The sequence below is a fragment of the Alteromonas macleodii ATCC 27126 genome (assembly GCF_000172635.2).
In the GTDB taxonomy this organism is placed as follows: domain Bacteria; phylum Pseudomonadota; class Gammaproteobacteria; order Enterobacterales; family Alteromonadaceae; genus Alteromonas; species Alteromonas macleodii.
The window spans coordinates 1,096,085-1,118,633 of the sequence record NC_018632.1 but is presented as its reverse complement, the minus strand read 5'-3'; the positions used below and the strand labels follow the sequence as shown (position 1 = coordinate 1,118,633).

Annotated in this window: 18 protein-coding genes; 1 reads left to right on the top strand and 17 read right to left on the bottom strand. The window is 41.0% G+C overall.

The window, feature by feature from the left end:
- Positions 1–13 precede the first annotated feature (13 nt).
- Positions 14–958: a class I SAM-dependent methyltransferase gene (locus MASE_RS04725; protein ID WP_014948616.1), complete on the bottom strand. Its 945-nt coding sequence runs from the start codon at positions 956–958 to the stop codon at positions 14–16.
- A gap of 8 nt (positions 959–966) precedes the next feature.
- The gene (locus tag MASE_RS04720) at positions 967–2,052 is read right to left on the bottom strand and encodes a glycosyltransferase family 8 protein (RefSeq protein WP_014948615.1); all 1,086 of its coding nucleotides are present in this window, start codon (positions 2,050–2,052) and stop codon (positions 967–969) included.
- A 355-nt stretch (positions 2,053–2,407) separates the two neighbouring features.
- On the opposite strand from MASE_RS04720, the gene MASE_RS04715 reads away from it, so the two are divergent.
- Entirely contained in the window at positions 2,408–2,632 is a 225-nt protein-coding gene (locus MASE_RS04715) for a hypothetical protein (protein ID WP_041693393.1), read from the top strand.
- Positions 2,633–2,739: 107 nt separating this feature from the next.
- Here the strand turns inward: MASE_RS04715 and MASE_RS04710 are convergent, their stop codons facing one another.
- The 15 genes from MASE_RS04710 to MASE_RS04640 all read right to left on the bottom strand — a co-directional run bounded on the left by MASE_RS04710 (position 2,740) and on the right by MASE_RS04640 (position 22,542).
- Positions 2,740–3,435, bottom strand: a complete 696-nt coding sequence (locus MASE_RS04710; protein WP_014948614.1) for a sulfotransferase domain-containing protein — start codon at positions 3,433–3,435, stop codon at positions 2,740–2,742.
- A 6-nt stretch (positions 3,436–3,441) separates the two neighbouring features.
- Positions 3,442–5,607 carry a class I SAM-dependent methyltransferase gene (locus tag MASE_RS04705; protein WP_014948613.1) on the bottom strand — a complete coding sequence of 722 codons (2,166 nt, stop codon included), beginning with the start codon at positions 5,605–5,607 and terminating at the stop codon, positions 3,442–3,444.
- 182 nt (positions 5,608–5,789) lie between these two features.
- On the bottom strand, positions 5,790–6,920 hold the full coding sequence (locus MASE_RS04700) for a sulfotransferase family protein (protein ID WP_014948612.1): 1,131 nt from the start codon (positions 6,918–6,920) through the stop codon (positions 5,790–5,792).
- 68 nt (positions 6,921–6,988) lie between these two features.
- Positions 6,989–8,122 (bottom strand): glycosyltransferase family 2 protein, encoded by a 1,134-nt coding sequence (locus tag MASE_RS04695; protein ID WP_014948611.1) that lies wholly within the window; start codon positions 8,120–8,122, stop codon positions 6,989–6,991.
- A gap of 287 nt (positions 8,123–8,409) precedes the next feature.
- Positions 8,410–11,754, bottom strand: a complete 3,345-nt coding sequence (locus MASE_RS04690; RefSeq protein WP_014948610.1) for a motility associated factor glycosyltransferase family protein — start codon at positions 11,752–11,754, stop codon at positions 8,410–8,412.
- Positions 11,755–11,756: 2 nt separating this feature from the next.
- Entirely contained in the window at positions 11,757–12,068 is a 312-nt protein-coding gene (locus tag MASE_RS04685) for a hypothetical protein (protein ID WP_014948609.1), read from the bottom strand.
- Positions 12,069–12,497 (bottom strand): flagellar export chaperone FliS, encoded by a 429-nt coding sequence (fliS, locus tag MASE_RS04680; protein WP_014948608.1) that lies wholly within the window; start codon positions 12,495–12,497, stop codon positions 12,069–12,071.
- An 18-nt stretch (positions 12,498–12,515) separates the two neighbouring features.
- A complete protein-coding gene (gene fliD, locus MASE_RS04675) occupies positions 12,516–13,946 on the bottom strand; it encodes a flagellar filament capping protein FliD (RefSeq protein ID WP_014948607.1) in 1,431 nt (476 codons plus the stop codon).
- A gap of 11 nt (positions 13,947–13,957) precedes the next feature.
- Positions 13,958–14,398, bottom strand: a complete 441-nt coding sequence (locus MASE_RS19875) for a flagellar protein FlaG (RefSeq protein ID WP_014948606.1) — start codon at positions 14,396–14,398, stop codon at positions 13,958–13,960.
- A gap of 77 nt (positions 14,399–14,475) precedes the next feature.
- On the bottom strand, positions 14,476–15,291 hold the full coding sequence (locus tag MASE_RS04665; RefSeq protein WP_014948605.1) for a flagellin N-terminal helical domain-containing protein: 816 nt from the start codon (positions 15,289–15,291) through the stop codon (positions 14,476–14,478).
- A 409-nt stretch (positions 15,292–15,700) separates the two neighbouring features.
- On the bottom strand, positions 15,701–16,519 hold the full coding sequence (locus tag MASE_RS04660; RefSeq protein ID WP_014948604.1) for a flagellin N-terminal helical domain-containing protein: 819 nt from the start codon (positions 16,517–16,519) through the stop codon (positions 15,701–15,703).
- 609 nt (positions 16,520–17,128) lie between these two features.
- Positions 17,129–18,352 carry a flagellar hook-associated protein FlgL gene (gene flgL, locus MASE_RS04655; RefSeq protein ID WP_014948603.1) on the bottom strand — a complete coding sequence of 408 codons (1,224 nt, stop codon included), beginning with the start codon at positions 18,350–18,352 and terminating at the stop codon, positions 17,129–17,131.
- Positions 18,353–18,359: 7 nt separating this feature from the next.
- On the bottom strand, positions 18,360–20,402 hold the full coding sequence (gene flgK, locus MASE_RS04650; RefSeq protein ID WP_014948602.1) for a flagellar hook-associated protein FlgK: 2,043 nt from the start codon (positions 20,400–20,402) through the stop codon (positions 18,360–18,362).
- A 16-nt stretch (positions 20,403–20,418) separates the two neighbouring features.
- A complete protein-coding gene (flgJ, locus tag MASE_RS04645; protein ID WP_014948601.1) occupies positions 20,419–21,369 on the bottom strand; it encodes a flagellar assembly peptidoglycan hydrolase FlgJ in 951 nt (316 codons plus the stop codon).
- A 60-nt stretch (positions 21,370–21,429) separates the two neighbouring features.
- Positions 21,430–22,542 carry a flagellar basal body P-ring protein FlgI gene (locus MASE_RS04640; protein ID WP_014948600.1) on the bottom strand — a complete coding sequence of 371 codons (1,113 nt, stop codon included), beginning with the start codon at positions 22,540–22,542 and terminating at the stop codon, positions 21,430–21,432.
- Positions 22,543–22,549: the final 7 nt, after the last annotated feature.

Sequence of the window (22,549 nt, the reverse complement as noted above, 5' to 3'; positions counted from 1 at the left end):
CACACTGATCGCATTAGCACTTTCTTATAACTGAAATGCAATCTAGTGCTTCTATCCCCCAATCCATTATTTGCTGTTCTTCCACAGTGAAACCACTCTTTTCACACAAATGACGCATATCTTTAGCGTTAAATTCGCTGCGACAATGAGGATTTTTTCTCCAATTTTTATCTGCTTTGAAACTATTATGCTCTCTTGCATTGGAATGATGAATAACCGCAAATCCACCACTTTTTAAGATGCGTGAAAACCCAGTTAAAATATAATCAATGCTTCTGTAATCAAAATGCACCATCGCATCCCAACTGTAAAGCAGGTCAATGCTATTTTTATCCAGAGGGATCCATTCTGGTTCACTAACTATACACTCAACGTTGCTTTTTTCACGAAATCTTTGGACACAATAATCGATCGCTTCGCGACTGGTATCAACGCAAACAAGAGAATCGGAGAAACTACTCAAGAGTTCTGCAATCCGGCCTTTGCCGCAAGCAAAGTCGACTACTCTGGAAAAACTGAAGTCATATTTTCGAATAAGAGGTTCGAGGTAAGTTTGAAATTGAACCTCATTATGCCCTTCTGCATCGCTATAGTATTCATTCCAGTCAAAGGAATGCGGCTCAAACTGGCTCTCTTCCATAGCATGATTTTCGGCAAGCATAACAACTCTCTCGGCCTCAATACCTTGTTGAATCAAACGCTGTTTGATTTCTTCACCAAATTTTAACGACGCGACGACGATTTGATAAGCTGGAAGCTGAAAAACATCTTTTTCCGGAAGAAAAACAACATTACCGACTTTTTTTGACGATACTATTTTCTTATCGGTCACGTAGATAACAGCAAAAGGCAGAGTTACCTCAAGCTGCTTTAAGAAAGATTGGCCAATAGCGCCAGCCCCGTAGACAATAATCCCCTCATTTTGAGATACATTGCCGAAAGGAAAAAGATAAAACATACAACTTCCTATATAACGGTTAACGCTTTATCGCGTAGTAAATTTCTGATGTCTTGTTTGTGAGGAAGCGTAGCTACAACAACAGCATCAATTGCTTCGATTGTCATATTTTCTGGAGAGACAATTGGATATGAAAAACATTTACCTATAAGATAAGTGTCGACAACTTGTTTAATCACAATAGCCGGAAACTCTTGCTCTATAGCCTTAACTATTCGTCTACCTCTAGCTCCCGCTCCCCAAACGATCAAATTTCCGCCATTTTCAAATTGAGCAGTTAACCTTGCCAATATTGTTCTATCCTCTTTATCAAGATATAGCGATAACTTGTTGTTTTTAAAGGGAACAGATTCAAGCAGCACTCTATATTGGTCTTTGTAAGGGTGCACTGATGAAGTATGCCATGGCTTTTCTTGGCCGGTAAAATGAACAATAAGGGGCTCTTTTATATTAATATGCTTCAAACTATAGGTCTGAACATTCATATCTGCTCCCAAATACTGTACTTTCTCATCAAGTACGACATTTAAAACGTCTTGATCGTTATACTCCCACCTTTCTCTAGTATTATGTGTGCGGCTCAGATATTGAAATATTCTCCTATCGCGCCAAATTTTCAAATCAACAAGCAACACCCCTGCGTTGAAATATGATTTTGATTTTAAAGAAAGAGTAATATGTCGCTTCTGTGACATTAATGAGTGATCTAAAACGGCCCCCACATATGACTTTTTGAGGGGCTGTTCCCATAGACGTTTAATATCTCCACAAACCAAAACATCAGCATCTAAATAAATGACTTTGTCTAACTTTGTTAAGACTTCAGCAATAGCATATCTAACAAATGTTATTTTGTTTAGCCGTTCAACATAACGGTCACTCAAAGGCATGGTCGAAAGAGGTAAATTATGAGCCACAAAAACCATTGCTGATCTATCATTTTTTAACGTTAGCAGTTTCTCTCTAACTCCCTCTGACAAATTCCCTATAAAATAGATATTTACAAATGACTTTGTATTGGAGAGTATACTAATTACGCTAACTGCCGCATAAGGTGCAAACTTATCATCTATGCAAAAAGCGACACTAATCATTTTTGCAATCCTTTAGTATAAGAAAATTGTTTAATATTATCTGAAACTTCAGTATTCGCTAAAAAAAAATTCAGTGACCTTTTCCCTCAAAAGATAACACCATAACATTGATGTGATTTCCACCGCTGAGTTTCCCTCGACATTCAATTATTCGCTCTAACGAAAGGGTAACCGACTATTTGGCAACGATAAATCGACACCTATCTCGAGTTCAGCGTGATTGAAATCATCAATAATATTGAACGAAGGTATGCAGCGGCAACCGTGCTGGATGCCACTCAAAAAATCCATTTATCATACTTGACTGACGGAGTCTGACGAATGTCCTCCTTAAACCGCTCTTCAGCATATATTTTTGAGCCACTTACTTTTCGGATTACACAAGGACTATATTAGCTCACCCGAACTGTTTGCCAACCAATTCGACAGCGCATTGCGCCCACCGGGCGATGAAAATCGTTTTCATTTGTTATTCGATGTTACTATGCGAGAAAATGGTTGTTCAATAAATCTTGCCCAAACCCGAAGTAACCTGTGGCTGCGTCCGTCACTATTTATTGAATCAAAAACGGCAGGATAAGATGAACGCCAATGTTGATCGTAAAGAGAAAATACCAACAGTTTAAAAAGACGTACTAGGCTTAATCGTAAATACTTACAAAGAATTTATTCGCTCGCCCAGCCCTTTCAGTTAACATCATTTATATTTGTTTCAACCCCGAAAAATGCCATCCGTTGTTCTATGAACTCAATGTCAGCTAAGCTTAACTCCGTGCGGTAACCACCAACAACACCTTTACGAACCTTAGGAAAATCATTTCTTGGGGTTAACCAAGGACGTTGAGAGTTTCCACTTATTTCTAGCTTTTTCATGTTTTCAAAAGAGGCTAGCTCTGAAATGTCGGCCAGGCGCTCAGAATAAACATGAATATCAAAATATTCGCAAACGCGGGTCAATACATTCTCAAAATCATAATGCATCTCTTCGTAGCAAACCATTAACCAGTTCAGCTCACTGGCAAGGGTTCGCCACATTTTTTGAAATCGTATCAGGTTATCAACACCAAAATACTCATCTCGAATAAAAGCTGAGATGCTATCATTGTAATGAAAAAAATCGGCAAAACGGCCTGTAACCTGATTGTACAAACTTACAATAGTATCTCGCGTGTCACGGTCTACATACACTAGCTTAGCTCCTGTCTGAGCGTAGCGCTTAAGTCGTAAATCTACGTCAAAACTCAGCGGTGGCTTCGAGCTATCGTTATATTCAAACTCGTCATGACAGAAAATAATGTCACTAGCCTGTTCCGTTAACTCAAGTGCATACCTTAACCAGCTTCTACCAGATTTAGGGAACGAAACCACTATCCGCTTAGTCATGCCTACTCAGCCCTTCTTATACAATCTGATAGGCCCAGCACCACCGGAATTATCTGAAAGATGTTCCGAGTACATAGTAAAACCATGTTGCTTGATGGTATCAATCAAATTATTGTCCTGATAATAATGGACCGGGGTGCGAAGAACAAACCAGTTGGATGCTCGTTTTAACAGCCCTTCAAGCGTGGCCTTTTGGTCTGATTTAGGAATATGCTGATGAACCGCCAAATATAAAACAAGATCATATTGTGCTAGTAAATCGTCTTCGTGTTTATCTAAAAAAGCATCCCATGGTGCAATGCTCGCGTGAATGAATGTCGCACGGGAATCTTCACCACTGAGTGCCCTGGCGGTTAAAATCCGGCCACCATCCATTTCAATCGCATCCAGTCTTCGGCAACCCGCCTTCAACAACTGATGATCAATGTACCCCTCCGCAGACCCTGCATCCAAAATACTAGCACCTTCGACCAACTCTTCTATAATTGACAACACCTCCGTGCGGGTGTCAACGGGCCACTTACCGTACATATTGAGTTCAGGTATACGTAAATAATGCTCTCGGCCATCATTATGCAACAGTGAAATAATTTCATCGCAGGTACTGTCCCAATCATAGCGCTGAATGTGAATTCTCCCGGCAGCAGCTCTGACAATCGCCTCTTCAGGCTTATCAATGACGGTTTTAATCGCCTTAACACAAGCTTCGGATGAGAAATCGTTCAGAACCAGCGCCGTTTTATTTGCCAATGCAAACGCAGAGGTTCCGGCTTTGGTGCATACCAACGGCACGCCACACGCCATAGCTTCAGCGGCAGTATTAGCCCAACCGGCAAATTCTTCGACATGCACAACACAATGGCATGAGTGATAGAACGCCGGTAATGCATGTTCAGGAATTACCCCTTCTTCGATAATGGCATTACGTTGCTGAAGTCCCCTGAACAAGTCAGTTTGCTTCAACGCGTGAGGAATATTCCCCATAATACGTAATACTTTACCATGCCCTAATTGCTCCACAACCGGCAGCAATCGCTCCAGTGATTTAGTACTGATACCAATGTAAAAGTGTGACGATGGCTTTGGCTTGATGGAGGGATAAAAATGAGCGCAATCCACAGCGCCTGGTATAACACTGAACCGTTTGGCAATAAAGTCAGTAAAACTGCCGTCTTGCCAGTCTGAGTTATTAAAATACACACAGTCGGGCCTAAAAGCCCGGTTAACTGCAATAAAATGTGCCCTGCGTGAACGATCATTTAATACTGCTTGAATGCGAATCCCGAATTGATCTGTTTGTTTAGATTCTAATAAAGTAATGAACTGCTCAGAAAAACCCGCACCAGGTATCAGAGTTGCTCCCCACTTTCGTTGATTGGCCTCAGCAACAGAAACGACGTCAACCCCATCAGGTTGCCATGGACCATCGGTGACTTCAAAGCAGAAACTTACATTAACTCCTCTTTTTCGCAATTGCCTTCCCAAACGCTCAAAGCGAATTAAGCCACCGCTCAATATATTGCGCTCAGCGTACACTAGCAGAGTTCTCACACCGGTCGTGAACGTGGGTTCTCTTTTCTGACAAGGCTTTCTAAAAAACGTAATTTTGCCAACCGTTTCGATTGGTTGCATCCCAGCGATAATAAGTTCATTAACAAACTGTGCCGAACCCAGTGTTTGACCACTCAAAAATTTGCTGTCGTCAAACGCAATAATTCCACCGTCAATCACATGGGGGTACCAGCTTTGATAATCGTCTCTGACCGAGCCGTACCTGTGATCACCATCAATAAAGAGTAACCCAATAGGCTTATCCCAGCCTTTTGTCAACACCGTAGACTCTAAATTAACTAAGCTCACCTCCTGATAAGCGCCACTCTGCAGCATTAGCTCAAAAAAGTCCTTTCTATCGTTAGGACCGAAAATGCCACCGAGCTCACCAATGAAGTCCTTGTGCGGGTCGATGCAATAAATGGGCGTTGTTGATACTGATTGAGCTGAACGCACACCATGACAAAAAGCTAGTGCAGACTTGCCTTTATATGAACCAATTTCAACAATAACACCCAGTGTGACATCAGCGGCATATCGCGACAACGCTTTAGCCTCTTCAAGTGTAATTCCACCTTTATCATAAGGATATGATGCCATTATCTGTTCAATGGATTCCACGATTGTAATTCCTCTCCATCAACGCTGACACTAATCATAGTTAATTCAGCATGGACCATGATGCCAGTGATAGAATCGTTGAGTATCCGCTTCAGACTTACTCGCCACCAGCGTAATGATTTATTAATTATTTGCTCAGCACTATCCACAAGCAGAATTTAAAATAAGAGCGAACGCGAAGTTTATGGTTTGAACAACAACGTTTCCATAAAAACAATAGGTTTGCTGGAAAGCTGGCGAAGATAACTAGATACTTCGGATTGTCGCCCGGTTACACCAACTAAGATCACATCGTGTTTAACTTCTGCAAGATTTTGGGGAGGCTGAAATACAAAGCCATAGCGTTTAACGTCCTGCTCTTCTGTTGCTGCGCGATCAACTGCAATCACAATTGAATCAGATAGCTGCCCAATTAACAAGGACGTAAGCTCACTCGCGCCATATAAAACGACTCGTTCATACTTAAAAATATCGGCAATAGTTTTAATTTCATTAATGACATATTTTTGATGCATGGGATGCAAGTAGGCGACATTTAGTGCGTGATAAAAGTGTTTAAGCGATTTAATTCTGCTTTCGTCCACCTCAGCATTAGGGAAATCCCGCAACATTTTACCCTGCCAACAAAAGCCGTAATTAGGCTCGGTTGTTACTGCATGATGTTCCAGATCATTTTCAAATAAAAGACGCTGAACGCAGGATACTACATCAAGGTATATCATCAACGATTCCCTCACCGCCTTTTCATTGTGTTTGACATCCTCGTATTGAATGAGGAACCGTTCATAACTGGAAGGCAAAAACTGTACAATCGACGCCCAGTGCAAATAAATAAGCTGGGAGGCATATTCGTAGTCTAAGTGATCTCGTTTAACTAATGAACTGGCCGTTGACTCCGCGTTACGCTTGACCAGAACAATGTTAATGTCCGCGTCTATCGCAGAGAACACCTCTACCCAAAACGGCAACAATATACACATGCGGGGGTCTTTTAAAGCTACTTTTTTGTGTTCTGCAAATAGTTCACGTAGATAGCTTACCGCTTCAGTACGCAGCGCTTCATACCGATCACTTTGCTTGAGTCTTGCTGGTGTTATCCATACCAGCGAATACCAGTAGTACCCCAATGATGCTAATAAGTTATCGTTAATTGCAACAATCTTTTCATCCTCCCAATACCCATTGGGATTATCTTTGCTGGGCTTCATGGGATATTTCCCACACATAAACCCCATTGCTTCGACAAAGCTAGTCACTAAGCTTGTGCCGGAACGGTGCATCCCAAGCACAACGGTTAACTGATTTTCAGACATCAAGAACTCCACGAACATAGACCCCCTCTGAAAACGACACTACAATGCCGAAACAGAAAGATGCTCAATTAAATCGTAATAATGTCACCGGAAAACTGCAAATTATCTAGTGAAATCCGCATTTCATCTTTATATGCGAATGAGCAAATTGCAACCACGTCAATATCATCTAGCGCTGATTCTGACAGGGTGATTACGGGTACACCATGCGTCTCAGTGCCAGCTTTAGCCTTATCAAAGATTACAGAAAACAGGACTCGCGGATAAAAACCAAGGATCAAGTATTCAGCAATATCGTTATAACCATAAAGCGCCACTCGAGTATTGTGCTTAATAATGGTATCCAGTTTACTGTAAAGCCTTCCAATCCGTTTAAACTTATGCCGGTTTTTAAACATTCTCCGGTACGACTTTGAAATGCTCTCGAGAGCTCCGGGAATACCCATATTTCTAATTTCTTTAAGGATAATTTTTTTTTCAACGAGCGCTAATTTGTAACTATGCTGGTCGTGCCATCGCGTTGACTGAATATGTGCTCTGAATAAGTTAAGCGGTCTGTGAACGTAGGCCACGGCAGAATTCGATAACAATCGCGCGTAACAATACCAATCACCACAATATTTCATATTATGCTTGTTCAGGGCCGCTCTCAGACACTCTGTTTTAAACAAAGCAGAACTAACATTCGGTATCACATTTTTAAAGACCAGATGATCTCTAATAAATGATTTACCGTCCATTACAAAATCCTGATGCCAGCGGCTGATATAATCCTCACAACTAAAATCGTACCTGAATAGCGCTTTTCCTGACTCATCAATAATCATTGAGTCACAGTAGGCCATACCGATTTGCGGCGCTTTTTCAAATTGCGCTATCATTACCTCTAGAAACTCGGAATCTGAAACATCATCACTTTCCGCAATCCAAATGTACTTTCCTTTGGCTAGGTTGACTCCTTTAATCCATTGGTCGTTAACACAACCGCTGTTGTCAGAGTTAAAATCAGTGACAGAAACTCGGGGTTCTTGTCCGGCAAACTGATGTAAAACTGCTTGGCTGTTGTCCGAACTTGCGTCGTCTAGCAAAATAATTTCAAAATCCGTAAAGCTTTGTTTTGAAATAGATTTCAGCCTTGCTGGCAAAAAATTCGCGTGATTATAACAGGGCACTATGATTGATATCTTGGGTGAGTGAGACATCGCGAAAGCTCTTTGTTTACTTTTCAATATTTTTGTTTAGTCTATAAGCTTGTACCAAGCTCTGTTAACTCAACATCATATAATGTTGTTTTGATTGTGAAAGCAGGTGTTATTTTAAAGCAGATTCTATTATCTATAACTTTTGACCTGATATATAAAATTTTATCTAGCATTCATATTCATCAGTAATATTTTCGTCGAAATCTCTGGGGAAAGGCCTAATAAAACTAGTCAAAGTGACATTTCATTTAAGTACTTCGATGAATGTACATTATCAAAAGACAATGTTATTGCATTACTTTCTCATAAAGAAAGGAGTGCGTGGCATTAGGTATAAATTGAAACCTATCACCAACTCCATTTAATAGGTCATCTTCCCTAAGAATAACATCTGAAAAAATTAACAGGTAATCTGATTCATATACATTTAATTTCTTCAAATTTAGCTTTGATAAACCGTTAAATACCAGCTTCCCCCATACATTTGAAATGTTTTTTGGGATAGCCAATTTAACATGTTCACTGCTAGTGAGAATAGTTATTGCGCTAAAAAAGGCTCTCCTTAATTTTTCTTCAATATCAAATGGAAAGAAAATTATGGTGAATGGTGGGTATGAAACCTTTCTCAATAACAAATCAGTCAAAATTTTAGGATCTTTTATGACAAAAGCAATTCGATGAACCTGAGCGTCCTGCAATCTCAAATCATTTAAATCATGCAAAACTTCTATTTGATAATTCAACGTATTTTTTTCATCCTGAAAACTTTTAAGAACATTTCTTTTATAAAAGCCATCAACCTCACTACTGGTTTTACTGTAAAAATTTATTCGTTTCTCATTTAAGAAGTTTTTCAAAGCTTTTTTTTGTCTATCAAGTGTAAAAGTAGTGACGGCATCAAATTCATCTGGATAAATAGATAAACTTACCAAAGTATCTTCGATGAATTTTTTCCACACATTTAACACGAAACTTGCCTTCTCATTGAAATAAAATTCATTTCTCAGACAAAGTAACTTACTTAAAATTCCGTTTATATAATTTACACTTCCGTTATAATAGTAAAGAAAAATAGAGTGTCTATTTAAGAAGGAGTCCACAACAAATTCTCTTTGCAATTCGACAAGTCTTTTTATGCGCTCTTTTGTTATCCCCTCATTGAAGAGTAGATTAGTAAAACCTTGGACTTCATTAATCAGCATTGCATTATTAAATCTAGTATCAAATTTACTTTTAAAACTTTTATCAAGAATAGGATTATGGGCTTTGTTTATAACCCAATCCAAAGCTCTTTTTTTATCGTCACTCGAACTAAGGGTGAGAACCTCATCAGGGGAAAGTGATAATGCGCCATCTATGAATGCACCATCATTTAAATTGAAAACATCAGCTTTCGGAAAAGCCGATATGGCTTTTTCAAGTACTTTTCTTGCCAAATTAAATTCATATTTAGTAGATACGTATGGTCTAAAGTTTCCTCTCACCAGTAATGAAGAATTTGCTCGAGTTGCATAACTATATAACTCTAAGCCGTTTTCATAATACCCTGAGTATTGAGAATGATGATACTTATCATCAACAAAACCAAGATCAATACCTAATAGATACAGTTGTTTAAAACCAGCGCTTAGCGCGAAGTTTATCGCAAAATTGGCAACTGTAGGATATGCAAACTTCAACTCTGGGTAATTAAAATCATTCAATAGCTCTTTTATAATTTCCGTTGAAGCAGCTCCTTCTTTCATACTTAAAAATGTATCCTTGTACAGACCTATCGTGTCTGGATGTACCCCACAGCAACTTATCAAATTAACAGTCTTAAGAAATTCGATATCTCCTATGCGCACAGCCCAATCAAAAGTTGCTCTGCAATTCTCTATTTCTGCATGGAAATCAGGGGTAATATTATTTTTATAAAGAGCCTGTAGCGCTGTACCACAAGAAATTATTATAGCTTTCTCTTTTTTAGCTACGATTGTAGGCATTAATGTATCAAGCGACGGGCCATTTCCTATTATAAAGACAGGAGTCTCAGCCAATTCATTTACAAGGGGCTCTTGTTGGCTCTTATCAAAAATTCGAACACCATTCTCAATCGCCCATTTGGCATGAGCAACGTCATATCTTGAGTAATCAAAATACTCCCCAAGGGCTATAATCCCCCTCAACTCTTCATGTAAGTTGTTTATAGCAGGTTTTAACTTTTCGTTATCATAGCCTTGAGAAAAATACATGGACTCTATTATATGAGTGCCAATAGCGTGTAACTGAGTTAACAAATCTTTGGCTAAATTGGAACCATCGTCACCAATATTTAAATAGATTCGTTTATTGCATTCATTAGCTTTGGTAAAAATAGTATTCCAGTCTATGGCGTACAAAGATGCATAGAAAAAGTCTCGATTAGGTTCGCAAATGAAAAGAGAATCTATTTCGAAATTCGAGTATAATTCTTGAAGCTTGTAGCCTGCCCCTATACCAAACAAAAGTAACGCACGCACCTCGTCAGGTAAGCTTTCTTCATCTGCCGAGAGCCCTTTAAATAGTTTTTCAATTTTTTTAACCATTCGTTGGTGAGAATGAGAATATGATTTTCCTTGTTTAGAAGTTAACGCGAGCCGCTCTTTTGTAGGTGCTTTGACGAAAGCATTATAGGCCTCATGCTCCATGTCCACCGGCGAGTCACCGTAAAGAGCAGAATTTGTCTCTATATGGAAAATATTCACTTCTCCACTAGCATTTGCTAACGGCTTCCATTTATTAGCTTTATACTGACGAAATTCGTTTGCAATATCCGGAAAGAACAAAGAGAATATTTCGAGGTTCTTTTGATATCTCTTTTCGTTCAGGTGCTCATCTGACCACTCTCGAGATCTTACGATCGGCGGCCAAGGCACTAGACTATCAACATGCGTTCGTTTAAGAAGCGGACGCCGTAGCATGGAACCTAATTCATTAAGTGTTACTGTGGATAAATAGGCTATCGTATTGTCAAAAAGTTCTGAGTGATAATGCTGATACACATAGATATGTCTAAAAGGCGAAAAATCATACAACTCACCAAATTCCACTAGTATTCTTCTCGGCTCTAGCTGTGTTTGCAGATAGACTCCTGTTTTCTTCACTGCAGCAATTTCGAAAACCTGTTTCCATATACCTGATGATAACGAACAGTCAAGATAACCTAAGTTGGGCTCGTATATGACAAGATGCTTTATTTTATAATTTTGCAGAAGTGGTATTAAATGCTGGCCAAGGCCAAGACCAAACACAACCAACACTTCAATTTCTCGGGGTAAACTCTCAACCTTACTCGATGAATTAAAGGAAACTACATGAGGATTTGCTGAAAACCTTTCCAGATGGTTAGAAATGCTTTTATTAACATCATGTCCATAAAACGCCTTTCCTGTGGAAATGTTTACAATGTCTAATTCGCCCTCTTTGTTTACAAAAACACTTTCTGGATATTCTTTAGCGCTATTTAAGACTTGATAAATATTTGGCATTGTTTGTTTGAATACATCTAAACTAGCCAACCTATTCTCTTTTATCTTGTTCGACCATGATACCTCTAACTGCTCTTGCCGCTCGGTATCTTGATCAATAAAATACTTTATATCTTTAAGCATTATTATTCATAACTCTTCGCTGCTTTTTTGGCCCTAGATAATTCAACGAGATTATTTTTAATTTGAGATCGCAATTCTTTTATAAAGTTTTCTAAGAATTCATTAACAATTAGCTCGTTTTTGGCAAATGAACTAAGTTTTGAAGAAGGTAATTGTTTTAACGCTCGCATAACAAGCTTATGTCTTAACGTCACCAGCCTTTTTAAGTGTTCGTCTGAATCAATTCGATCTTGAACTTTCAAATTATCGGCTAATTTAGCGTTCAGCTTTTTTAAGAAAAGAGGTGTGTGAGCATGATTGAAGTTATCTATCATCTATAGCGCTTGTTTCTTATCATTCTGCAGCCTGTAGGCTTCTTCTTTGGCTTCAGCAGGAATTTCTAACCAAGCATCACGTATGGGGCCTAGCAATGATGAAACTTCATCGAGTTGCATTTGATCGTTTTGAGTATGGGCATCAGTGAGACGCTCTATCATGTAGTTATAGAGACTAAACAAATTCTCACTTAACTCACCACCGACATCCAAATCCAGAGTATCTCTCAAGTGAATGAGAATAGAGCTCGCTCTGGATATATGCTCTGACTTTTGTGCGTACTCTTTACGCGCCATCGCACCTTTAGCGTAAGCAATTCTGTCTAATGCTCCCTGAAATAGCATAAGAGTTAACTTATGCGGGTCCGCATTTGCAATATCTTGTTTTAGATTGCCCTTTTTGTAGGCACTAATACCTTTTAAAGCCACCACTCTACCCTCGAACTACTAAAGTATAGAAAACAAGGCTGCGCCAGTTTGATTTAGCTGAGCAACCGTTTGGTCTAAATTCAAATATCTGTCTCTTAAAAGAGATTCGTAACTTATCATTCTCAATTCTAATGACTCTCTCGCATCATATACTCTCTCACGCTCTTCCTTTGCTGATTTTTCACGAGCATTTAATAGGCCACTTGAAGATGTATATTGCTCTAAATAGGTTGATAATTGATTCGCTATCCCTTCACTCTCATCAGTAAAAAGTAAGGCGATGTCATCAAAATTATCTTCCAACGCATTTTCAAGTCGGTCTTCACCAGAGCCAACTCCAAAGTCGGTCGAGCTAATTTCTAATCTACCATCTTTGTTCAACTCTACACCGAGAGAGAAAAGTCCACCCAATGATGAAGAAGAGATATTTCCCCCGACAATTGAAGCGATTCCAGCTTTTATCCCTCTAATCATAGAGTCGCCAGCGAGTGCTCCATCATCCTCCAAAGCAGAGGCACCATACTTACTTTGCTTTTCGAGCTCGTCCACAAGGCTATTATAGCCATCGACAAACTCACGGATTTTTTCCTCTAAACCTTCTTTATCAAAACCGATTGTTAATTTCGACGCACTCAGTTCACCATCGGCTTGCTTTGGTGAAAGCTCCTCCACGGTAAAAATAACATTTTGTATCGTATTCTCAAATTTGTTAGTTTGACTTTGAACTTCTATCCCATCTACTGAGGCTATTGCGTTTCTGGCGTTCTCTATATTGCTTGGATTGATATTACTGCTTCCACCAGTGGTTGATAATTTATCAAGTTCAGGTGTGCCGGTGTCATTCGTAATAACCAAATCATTTCCAGATCCAGTTTCACTTGAAAGAAACACCAGGCGAGGGCCAGCGCTTGTTCCGGTTTCGATAATATTAGCTGTTACACCAAAATTGTCCTCGTTGTCGTTTATTAATTCCCTTAAATCAGCAAGAGATGTGTCCGCGCCAACAGATACTGTGAAGGATTTTTCAGTACCAACACTAAATGTCAATGAACCACTTCCAGACGTTAATAAGTTGTCTGAGCTAGAAGAAAAAGCACCTTCATCTGTGGTTATTCTACTTCCTGAAGCCAGTTGAGAGACTTTAATGTCGTATGAGCCTCTTAAAGCAGAATTTGCCGATTCGGCTGATAATACATCTAAGTCTTCAGTAGGGTTTGTAACTTTTGGCTCACGCCCGTTAATTTCCCGATCGCTTTTTAGTTCGTCTACAACATCTTGAAACTCCGACAACTTAGACTTAATTTTGCCTAAGCCAGATATTTCAGATTCAATATTTTCTTCTTTTGCATTGAGCCTATCTTCTTTAGGCTGACGTTCAGCCGTTATTAACTGCTCTACCAAGCTATCTAACGCTAACCCAGAACCGACACCTAAAGATTGAATAGTCATTTTAAATCCCGCTATATTTCGCTATTAATAAAAATACCAATACTATTTCCGACGTCTTGCTGCAACTCTTGTATTCTATCAGCCAGTTTTAAAACTTCTTCTGAAGGGATTTGCCTAATAACTTCGCCACTGCTTGAATCTTTGACTGTCACAACCGTTCTTTGAGTCTGTTCGTCGACATTAAATAGTAAATCCCTGTTTTGAGCACTTAAAAAATCTGATACTTTTTTAACGGCTTCATCAAGTTGTAAAGTATTGTCCAGTAAAGTTTCCTTTTCATCTTTATCGCCTTCCAAACTAGAAACTTTAACATCAAGAGCTTTTTTGCCGAAAACTGAGTCACTGATTTCGGCTCTTTCTTCTGAAAGTTTATTTCTATCAAACGCTGTGGGCTCATCAATGTTGTCTTTTCGAAACATACTTTGAGCGTTAAACGGGCTTTGAATATCCACCTAAACCCCTCCCTAAAAAGACGGAGTATCTAAAATTAGTATACTCCGTTATTCTAGAACAATAATTGACGATTTACCTAACCTAGTAATGAGAGCGCCGCTTGAGGACGCTGGTTTGCCTGGCTAAGTACAGATAACGAAGCTTGCTGCATTATCTGATTACGTGTCAGGTTTGCGGTTTCAGTAGCAAAATCAGTATCTTGAATCCGAGATCGGGCAGCTGAAACATTTTCAGAAATATTACTTAAGTTACGGATGGTTGACTGAAAACGATTTTGTAAAGCACCAAGGTCCGCGCGTTGCGTGCCAATAGTTGACAGAGCTGCATCAACCTGTCCTAACAGTGTACCCGCATTTGCGTCGGAGTCTACCGTACCAGAGACAGTAAGTGCTGTAGCATCAAAATCAGAGCTTATGGCTACAGTAACAGATTGCCCAGCGTTAGCTCCTACTAAGAAATCAGCAGAAAAAGTTCCGTCAAGAAGATTTTTTCCCGCAAACTCGGTCTCATCTGCTATGCGGGTAATTTCATTTTTTAGCGCAGTTATTTCTGAGGACAATGCCGCTCTGTCTTCACTTGAGTTAACTCCATTTTGGGCCTGTATAGCCAATGTACGAATACGTTGTAATGCTGTCGTAGATTCATCCAACGCACCTTCAGCAGTTTGTACTACTGATATTGCGTCGTTAGCGTTACGAACGGCTTGATCAAGACCTTGAACCTGCGATGTCATCCTTTCACTAATCTGAAGGCCCGCTGCGTCGTCTGATGCGCTATTAATACGAAAACCAGATGACAAACGCTCGAATGATGTGCTCAATGAACTGCTTACGTCAAAAAGTTGGCGTTGTGCGTTCAATGAGGAAACGTTGGTATTTACAAATAAAGACATAGTCTACCTCTTCACAGTTTTTTGCTTTTTACGATAACAACGGCCTTTTCAATCGTGCTCACATCAGGTCACTACTCCTGATGACAGAGAAAATTTAGATGCATCGCCTCTCATTGTATTTATCGGCGCTTTCGCAAAAATCTTTAGCTCGAATTGAATAAAATTTAAAGAAGATGGTTATGTAGGAAGTTAACGCATTGGCCTAAAGCAATAAAAATGTAGGTGACGCAACAGCTTTTTAGCGAAATCCCCTCTGTTTACGAAAATAGGTGAGGGGAAGAGTTTCTTGAGAGTATTAAACGCAAATGTGAATAATCTGGTTCAAGTACTATTGCCATGTCTACCGCAAACAAACTAGTTAGCCCCTACAAAGGGGCTAACTAGAATTAGAACGGTAAGCTATTTAAAGTTAACCACCGAGTAGTGATAACGCAGCTTGAGGTCTTTGGTTGGCCTGAGCTAATACTGTCGTACTTGCCTGTTGCATTATCTGATTACGCGTTAAATTTGCTGTCTCTGTCGCGAAATCAGTGTCCTGAATTCTTGAACGGGCGGCTGAAACATTTTCGGAAATATTACTCAAATTCCGAATAGTTGATTGGAATCGATTCTGCAAGGCACCAAGGTCAGCTCGCTGGGTTCCGATTGTTGACAAAGCCGCATCGACTTGACCCAAGAGTGTTCCAGCATTTGCGTCACTGTCTACAGTCCCAGTAACAGTCAAAGTTGTTGAATCATAATCCGAGCCTATTGTGACGTTGACACTTTGACCAGCATTAGCTCCAACTAAAAAATCTGCAGCAAATGTACCATCTAGGAGGTTTTTGCCCGCGAATTGCGTCGTATCTGCAACACGATCGATTTCGGCTTTTAGTGCTGTGATTTCAGAGGAAAGTGCAGCGCGATCTTCGGCTGTATTAACGCCGTTTTGAGCCTGTATTGCCAGTGTACGGATACGTTGCAAGGCAGTCGTAGTCTCATCAAGAGCACCTTCTGCGGTTTGAACAACCGAAATGGCATCGTTTGCATTGCGGACTGCTTGATCAAGCCCTTGAACTTGAGATGTCATTCTTTCGCTGATTTGAAGTCCAGCCGCATCATCGGCTGCACTGTTGATGCGAAAACCAGACGAAAGGCGTTCAAATGACGTGCTCAGAGAGTTACTTACATTGAACACCTGGCGTTGAGCGTTAAGTGACGACACATTAGTATTTACGAATAAACTCATTACTTTCTCCAAACTTTTTCAGATGCTTTACTCTCGAACACTTCAAATTCAAGATGGCATACAAAGTGCTTTAAAATAGCGTCGGAAGCTTTCTGACAAAATATTGGCTCACTACCAATAGACTCTTGGTAAACTTACTCTTTACCATTGCTGACTGATTTGTTTGGTGTTCTAGGCTTTATACCTCTCACTACCTCTTTACATCAGTCTTATCAGTCAGCGCTTTCTTGCTTCTCTCCGCTGATAAATACTTATCGGTCCCTACTTAATTTTACTTTAGCTTTTTTCTCACCTTTTTTATCAAGTACCGCTAAAAATCACACAAAACCATTACTTTCAACAAGTTAGAAACGTTCGCTTTTTCGCTTTTAACATGAATTAGCTGTTATTAGAGCTTAATTTTTATATTCTTTTTGTTTATGATCTATAAGCATGTCAAGACTTTCGCCCAGCGAAAATTAAGCCTTATGCTTTTGGCCTTTCTGTCGGGACAGTCTGCTAGTAAATAAGAAAAATATCTAGATTATTTGCGGCATGGAGTTGCCGGAAAGAGAAGGCCCTTGCCGGGCATTTGTCGTTAAGGTCAACTAAACATCCAGAAGGTTTGCTCTAAATGAAATTGAATAGGGATAACTCAGTAACTTGTGGAAATGTTGCCAGAGCTGCACTTAAAGCAGTTTCTTGTTTCGCAAATTCGGTTGATGCCTCTGCATAGTCAGTATCTTGTATAGAAGAACGTGATGCCTTTGCTGCTATTTCCATATCTAAGTTACTTTCATAAATACTTTCAGCTATGTTTAAACGGCTTCCGATTGAAGCGTGTTCTAGCGACAATTTTTCTAAGCCATTATCTAAACCAACCAAAGCATCTGAAATTGATTCCTGTAGTTCGAAACTGTCAATCGATGAGTCATTTAATACTGCTTGTATTTCGTGCAGTGTCTGAGCCATGCTCTTCTTCTCCGGCGCATCTAAAGACAAATCGATGCTATCTCCAGGTACGGCCGTAGCCTCAAATTCCATTCCTTTAATGGTAAATGGCTGACCTGAAGTATAGGCAACAGACTCGACAATAACGCCTGTACCTTGGTTAACTAACTCAGCTTGTCCTGAAGCTAAAAAGTTTATACGGTAGTCATTGTTACCCGTATTTACTGGATCATAATTTTTGTCAAAAAAAGTGTCGAACGTTCCTTGCTGCTTTACAGATGCTTCACTAACAACTGCAGTACTAGCAGGATCAGTGGAAAATTTATATCGTGAAAGCACGTTTTCGAAAACTTCATAACCATTACTGGTTGATTGAATCTTTGAGCTATTAGATAGTTGGACAAAGCTCACACCGGCATCACCGGTAAAGGTAATAGCTTTGTCTGTCGCTGTGGGGTTATATTCAAACGCTTGGTTACCTGATTGAAAACCCGCATACAAATAACTACCTTCGGCATCTTGAGTGTTCATAAGATCAAATATTTCAAGTTTGATCTGTTCTAATTCAGCCCCAATAGCCTTTCTGTCAGGAGAATCTAGAGCACCGCTGCCTGCCTGTATTACTAGCGTTCTAGCACGGTTAACCGAATTGGTAATATTCGTCAATACAGCTTCCTGCTGTTCGAGCGAACCTGTTACTAGATCATTGTTGCGCTGAAATTGGGTTAGCTCATCGATTTCTTCGGTTAAACGTAATACTTTTGCCGCACCAACGGGGTCGTCACTCGGAGTGATAATGCGTTTTCCAGAAGCTAGCTGCTCTTGAGTCTTTGCCAAATCGCCCTGATTTTGCATAATCGAGCGCATGTTTTGATCATAAATTTGATTCGTTGATATACGCATAACTCACCTACCTTGCTGACTGCAAAATGGTATTAAACAATTCTTGCGCCGTAGACAAAATTCGCGCTGCGGCAGCATAGCTTTGTTGATACTTTATTAAATTTGCGGCTTCTTCGTCTAAGCTAACGCCAGAGACAGACTCAAACCAATTCTGCGATTGAACCTTCATGGCTTCCGCTGAAGCAAGTGTTACTTTTGCCATCGAGGCATCTTCACCAATTCGGCCAACCATAGATGCATAAGCATCTTGGAAGGTACGTGGTGTATTCGTTGCCTCACTGCTCACTTGCGCGGTATTTTCGTTTTGAATAGCCGCTAAATTAAGCGCATTACTGTTATCGTTAAAGCCATCTGTATTATAGCTGATCGAGAAACTATCCCCAGCTTTTGGCACGCCATCCAAGCTCAAATCAAAGCCTGGATCTGGACTTATTCCCGCTTGACTAATGAGGTTAGTTAAATCAGTTGTGCCAGTTACTGTAGCTAAAACATTACCGCTTCCATCTACAACGTCGTATGTATCTGCGGCCGTAAAGTTAATTTGAGCTGGCGCTGAATTTAACAGCCCACCCGCTCCGTCAAAAGCAGAAGCGCCGACTTCTGTGTTAGATACCGTAACGTCAATAACATTTGCGCTTCCCAAATTTGTATTATTTGCTCCCGCTCTCACCGGGCTTGCAAACGCCAAATCTTCAGGGCGATTTGTCTCTAGTGTAATCTTAGACGCGATATCTTTAGTTGGCTGAATGAGGAACTCATTACCCACGGTATAGGGATCGGTTCCTGAGAAATCAACTTCAATACCACCGGGCAATTCATTAAACCCAGCTGTAACCGCGTAATTGGAATAGATAATATCATTGCCAGAAGCGTCTTTTTTCGGTGTGCCATCTGCATTTAATAGCGTAATTTCTATTTGGCTAGGTACGCCCGCAGTTACTGCTGTAACCTCAATTTTGTAGTCAGCATCCGTTAGCTCTGCACCTTTACCTTCGGTAATCTGGGCAGTTACAACATAGTCACCATTGGTATCGCTATATGCTAATCCGCGAAACGAGGGTATATCGAAAATATTGCTACCAAGTTGACCGTCTAAGTCCATCCCCAATTTATTTTGCGTATTCATTGCATCGGCGAATGCTACTGATAGCTGACCAACATCCCGCATTGCAGGGCCTAAAATTTCGTTTCTGTACCCGAATAAACCGCCAAGTGCGCCACCTAAATCATCTTCCACGATACGTATTGAGGCATCAGCTTTTGTTTGTGAGCCAAAGTTTGTTTCTAGTTTAAGCTGCTTGAACGTTAAGTCAGCATTGGTATTCAGTTCAAATAAATTAAATGCACCATTTTCTAATACCAATGACTCACCAGAAGTCAGATTAATTGTTACCGCTCCATTTTGCGTGGTGCTTTCTTTAACTGTTATTCCCATGATTGAAGCGAGCTCGTCTATCGCTTGATCTCTCTCATTAAGCAATGCGCTAGGCTGGTCGCTGGTATTGTTACCATTGGCAATAACAATATTGCGGTTTAGATCGCCAATATTGCCAATCAAGGTGTTCGCTCGGTTCACCATCGACGTGAACTCTAGGTTTAATTCTTCTTCTTTCTCCAACATATAATCAGACAGTGTCTTCATTCGTTGGTACAAAGACTCCGATTTCCCTAACACTTGGTCGCGAGACGCTAGGTTAGTAGGATCGTCAGCAGCTGTCTGCAACGCGGCGAAGTACTCGCTCAATCCTTGGGAGATTGAGTTAGCCTCACTCGCTAATAGATTGTCAATGGCCGCTGTTTTACTAGAGAATGCCTCAAGCTCGCCGACAGAAGTAATGTCCCTGCGCAATTGATTTTGAGCAAATACATTGATGATACGTTCGGTATTGCCGATCTCTACACCGAAGACTTGGCTGTTTTGAAGCTCAGTGCGCTCGCGAACATAGCCTGGCGTGTTGACGTTGGCAATATTGTTACTGGTCGTTTGTAATAGCTTACTACTGGCGTTAACACCACTGGTCGCTAATGAGAATAAATCGACAGAACTCACAATGTAATCTCCAATGCTATGGCATTAACGTGCTGAGACGATCGCTGTTATACACTGCCATTATCTTGCGCGCGTATTCAGGGTCGGTAGCGTAGCCCGCCTCTTGAAGCGCATGGGTATAGCGCGCTGCGTCAGAAGCATTCTCGACAGCATGGCTGTAGCGAGGCTGTGATGTGATAAAGCGTCCATAGTCTTCCATTGCGTCTTCTACTGACGAGTAGGACCTAAAAGCAGCCTTTTGTTTTTGCGGTAGTCCATTGTTAAATTCCAACGTGTCGACTACAGCCTGCTCTCCTTGCCATCCCTTATTTGCTTTGATGCCAAATAAGTTGTGCGAGCTTTCCCCATCCGCTTTATGGATAACGAATTTCCCCCACCCGGTTTCAACCGCGGCTTGGGAAATTATTGCTTTAGGATCCATTCCGTATTTTGCTGCCACTTTCTCAGCTATTGGCATTAGGCTCTCTACAAACTGCTCGGGACTTTCGAACATGGCGTCTTTTTGTGCTGACTGGCTGCGAATAGACTGTGAAGAAAGGGCAATATCCTGCGCCTCAGCTACGTTGTACACACGGTTTCTGTTAAGTGATGATAAGTCGCCGTCACTTCTGATTACACTGGCAGGCGTATAGCTATCCTCAGTTTGACCTAACTGTTTAACAATGACATCAGCGAGACCTAAGCCACCACCGGAAGTTAGATCTGTCGCTAGCTGTTGGTCGTGCATATCACGATAAAACTTAACTTGCTGCGAATTAAATGGGCTATTTTCGTCAGCAAGAGCATCTTGCGCTTTACGCATTGATTTCAACATCATTTGCACAAATATCGCTTCAAACTGCTGGGCAGCTTCTTGCAATACCGTCTCGTCGCCCGACGCAATGGCTTCACGCATTTTGTTTATGCTGCCCATATCGTGGACATTGCGAGCCATATCAAGCTGACTTTTTGTGCTAAGTGATTCCATCGTGCTTATTCCGCCGTGACCTTATTTTTACTAACGTCTCGTAAATGCTCTTTGCTCGTTTTAAATAATAACGAGCTCTCCACGCAATGCGCCTGCTTGACGTAATGCTTCCAAAATTGCCATTAAATCGCCCGGCGCAGCGCCCACCTCATTTACCGCGCGCACAAGCTGGTCCAGAGTAACGCCTGGCTCAAACTTAAACATGCGGCTATCTGCCAAATCGACATCAACAATCGACTGAGTGGTAACGGCAGTCTGCCCTTCACCAAACGCGTTAGGTTGAGAAACTTGCTGATTTTCAGAGATGGTCACCGTTAGCCCGCCGTGAGTAATTGCTGCTGGTAACAAGCGAACGTCACTGCCAATAACAATGGTGCCTGTGCGGCTGTTTATTACCACACGCGCTGGCGCATCAGCTGGTGTAAATTCGAAGTTTTCTAAGGTAGCCAAAAAGCCCACGCGCTGACCGACATCTCGCGGGGCCGACACGCGAACAGACGCTGCATCAATGGGCTTAGCAATAACATAGCCATTTTCGGGCTGTGCACCTAAGCGCTCGTTGATCGTATCTGCAAGCGACTTAGCCGTTGAGAAATCTGGATAATGGAGGTTAAGCGTTAACGTGTCGCCATTGGCAAAGCCTGTTGGTACAGATTGCTCTACCATCGCACCGTTTGGAATTCTGCCTACCGTTGGCGTATTAACGACAATGCGCGAGCCATCACCACCTTGTGCGCCAAACCCGCTCACGACTAAACTGCCTTGCGCTACAGCGTAGACTTTACCGTCAACACCGCGAAGAAACGTCTGGAGCAGCGTTCCGCCTTGAAGACTGGCCGCTTCGCCAACTGAAGAAACCGTGATATCAATGGTTTGTCCGGGTTTTGCAAAAGCAGGCAGGTCGGCGTGTACCGCCACTGCGGCCACGTTTCGTATTTTTGGCTTGGTGTTAGCGTCAAGACTGATACCAAAGTTACGCAGCATGGTTCTGAAACTTTGTTCGGTAAACGGGCTTTGTTCACCCGTTCCAGGCAAACCTACAACAAGACCATATCCCACTAATTGGTTACTACGTACGCCTTGAATACTCGCTACATCTTTAATGCGCTGCGCACCTGCCTGTAAAGATAAAAGCATTGTGAAAACGGCTAATACTACTGAAAACAAACGCATGTTCACT

Excerpts from the sequence above, each read along its gene's own strand:
- MASE_RS04725 (WP_014948616.1), bottom strand. The coding sequence starts at position 958 with ATGTTTTATCTTTTTCCTTTCGGCAATGTATCTCAAAATGAGGGGATT.
- MASE_RS04720 (WP_014948615.1), bottom strand. The coding sequence starts at position 2,052 with ATGATTAGTGTCGCTTTTTGCATAGATGATAAGTTTGCACCTTATGCG.
- MASE_RS04710 (WP_014948614.1), bottom strand. The coding sequence starts at position 3,435 with ATGACTAAGCGGATAGTGGTTTCGTTCCCTAAATCTGGTAGAAGCTGG.
- MASE_RS04700 (WP_014948612.1), bottom strand. The coding sequence starts at position 6,920 with ATGTCTGAAAATCAGTTAACCGTTGTGCTTGGGATGCACCGTTCCGGC.
- MASE_RS04695 (WP_014948611.1), bottom strand. The coding sequence starts at position 8,122 with ATGTCTCACTCACCCAAGATATCAATCATAGTGCCCTGTTATAATCAC.
- MASE_RS04690 (WP_014948610.1), bottom strand. The coding sequence starts at position 11,754 with ATGCTTAAAGATATAAAGTATTTTATTGATCAAGATACCGAGCGGCAA.
- MASE_RS04685 (WP_014948609.1), bottom strand. The coding sequence starts at position 12,068 with ATGATAGATAACTTCAATCATGCTCACACACCTCTTTTCTTAAAAAAG.
- fliD (WP_014948607.1), bottom strand. The coding sequence starts at position 13,946 with ATGACTATTCAATCTTTAGGTGTCGGTTCTGGGTTAGCGTTAGATAGC.
- MASE_RS04665 (WP_014948605.1), bottom strand. The coding sequence starts at position 15,291 with ATGTCTTTATTTGTAAATACCAACGTTTCCTCATTGAACGCACAACGC.
- MASE_RS04660 (WP_014948604.1), bottom strand. The coding sequence starts at position 16,519 with ATGAGTTTATTCGTAAATACTAATGTGTCGTCACTTAACGCTCAACGC.
- flgL (WP_014948603.1), bottom strand. The coding sequence starts at position 18,352 with ATGCGTATATCAACGAATCAAATTTATGATCAAAACATGCGCTCGATT.
- flgJ (WP_014948601.1), bottom strand. The coding sequence starts at position 21,369 with ATGGAATCACTTAGCACAAAAAGTCAGCTTGATATGGCTCGCAATGTC.
- MASE_RS04640 (WP_014948600.1), bottom strand. The coding sequence starts at position 22,542 with ATGCGTTTGTTTTCAGTAGTATTAGCCGTTTTCACAATGCTTTTATCT.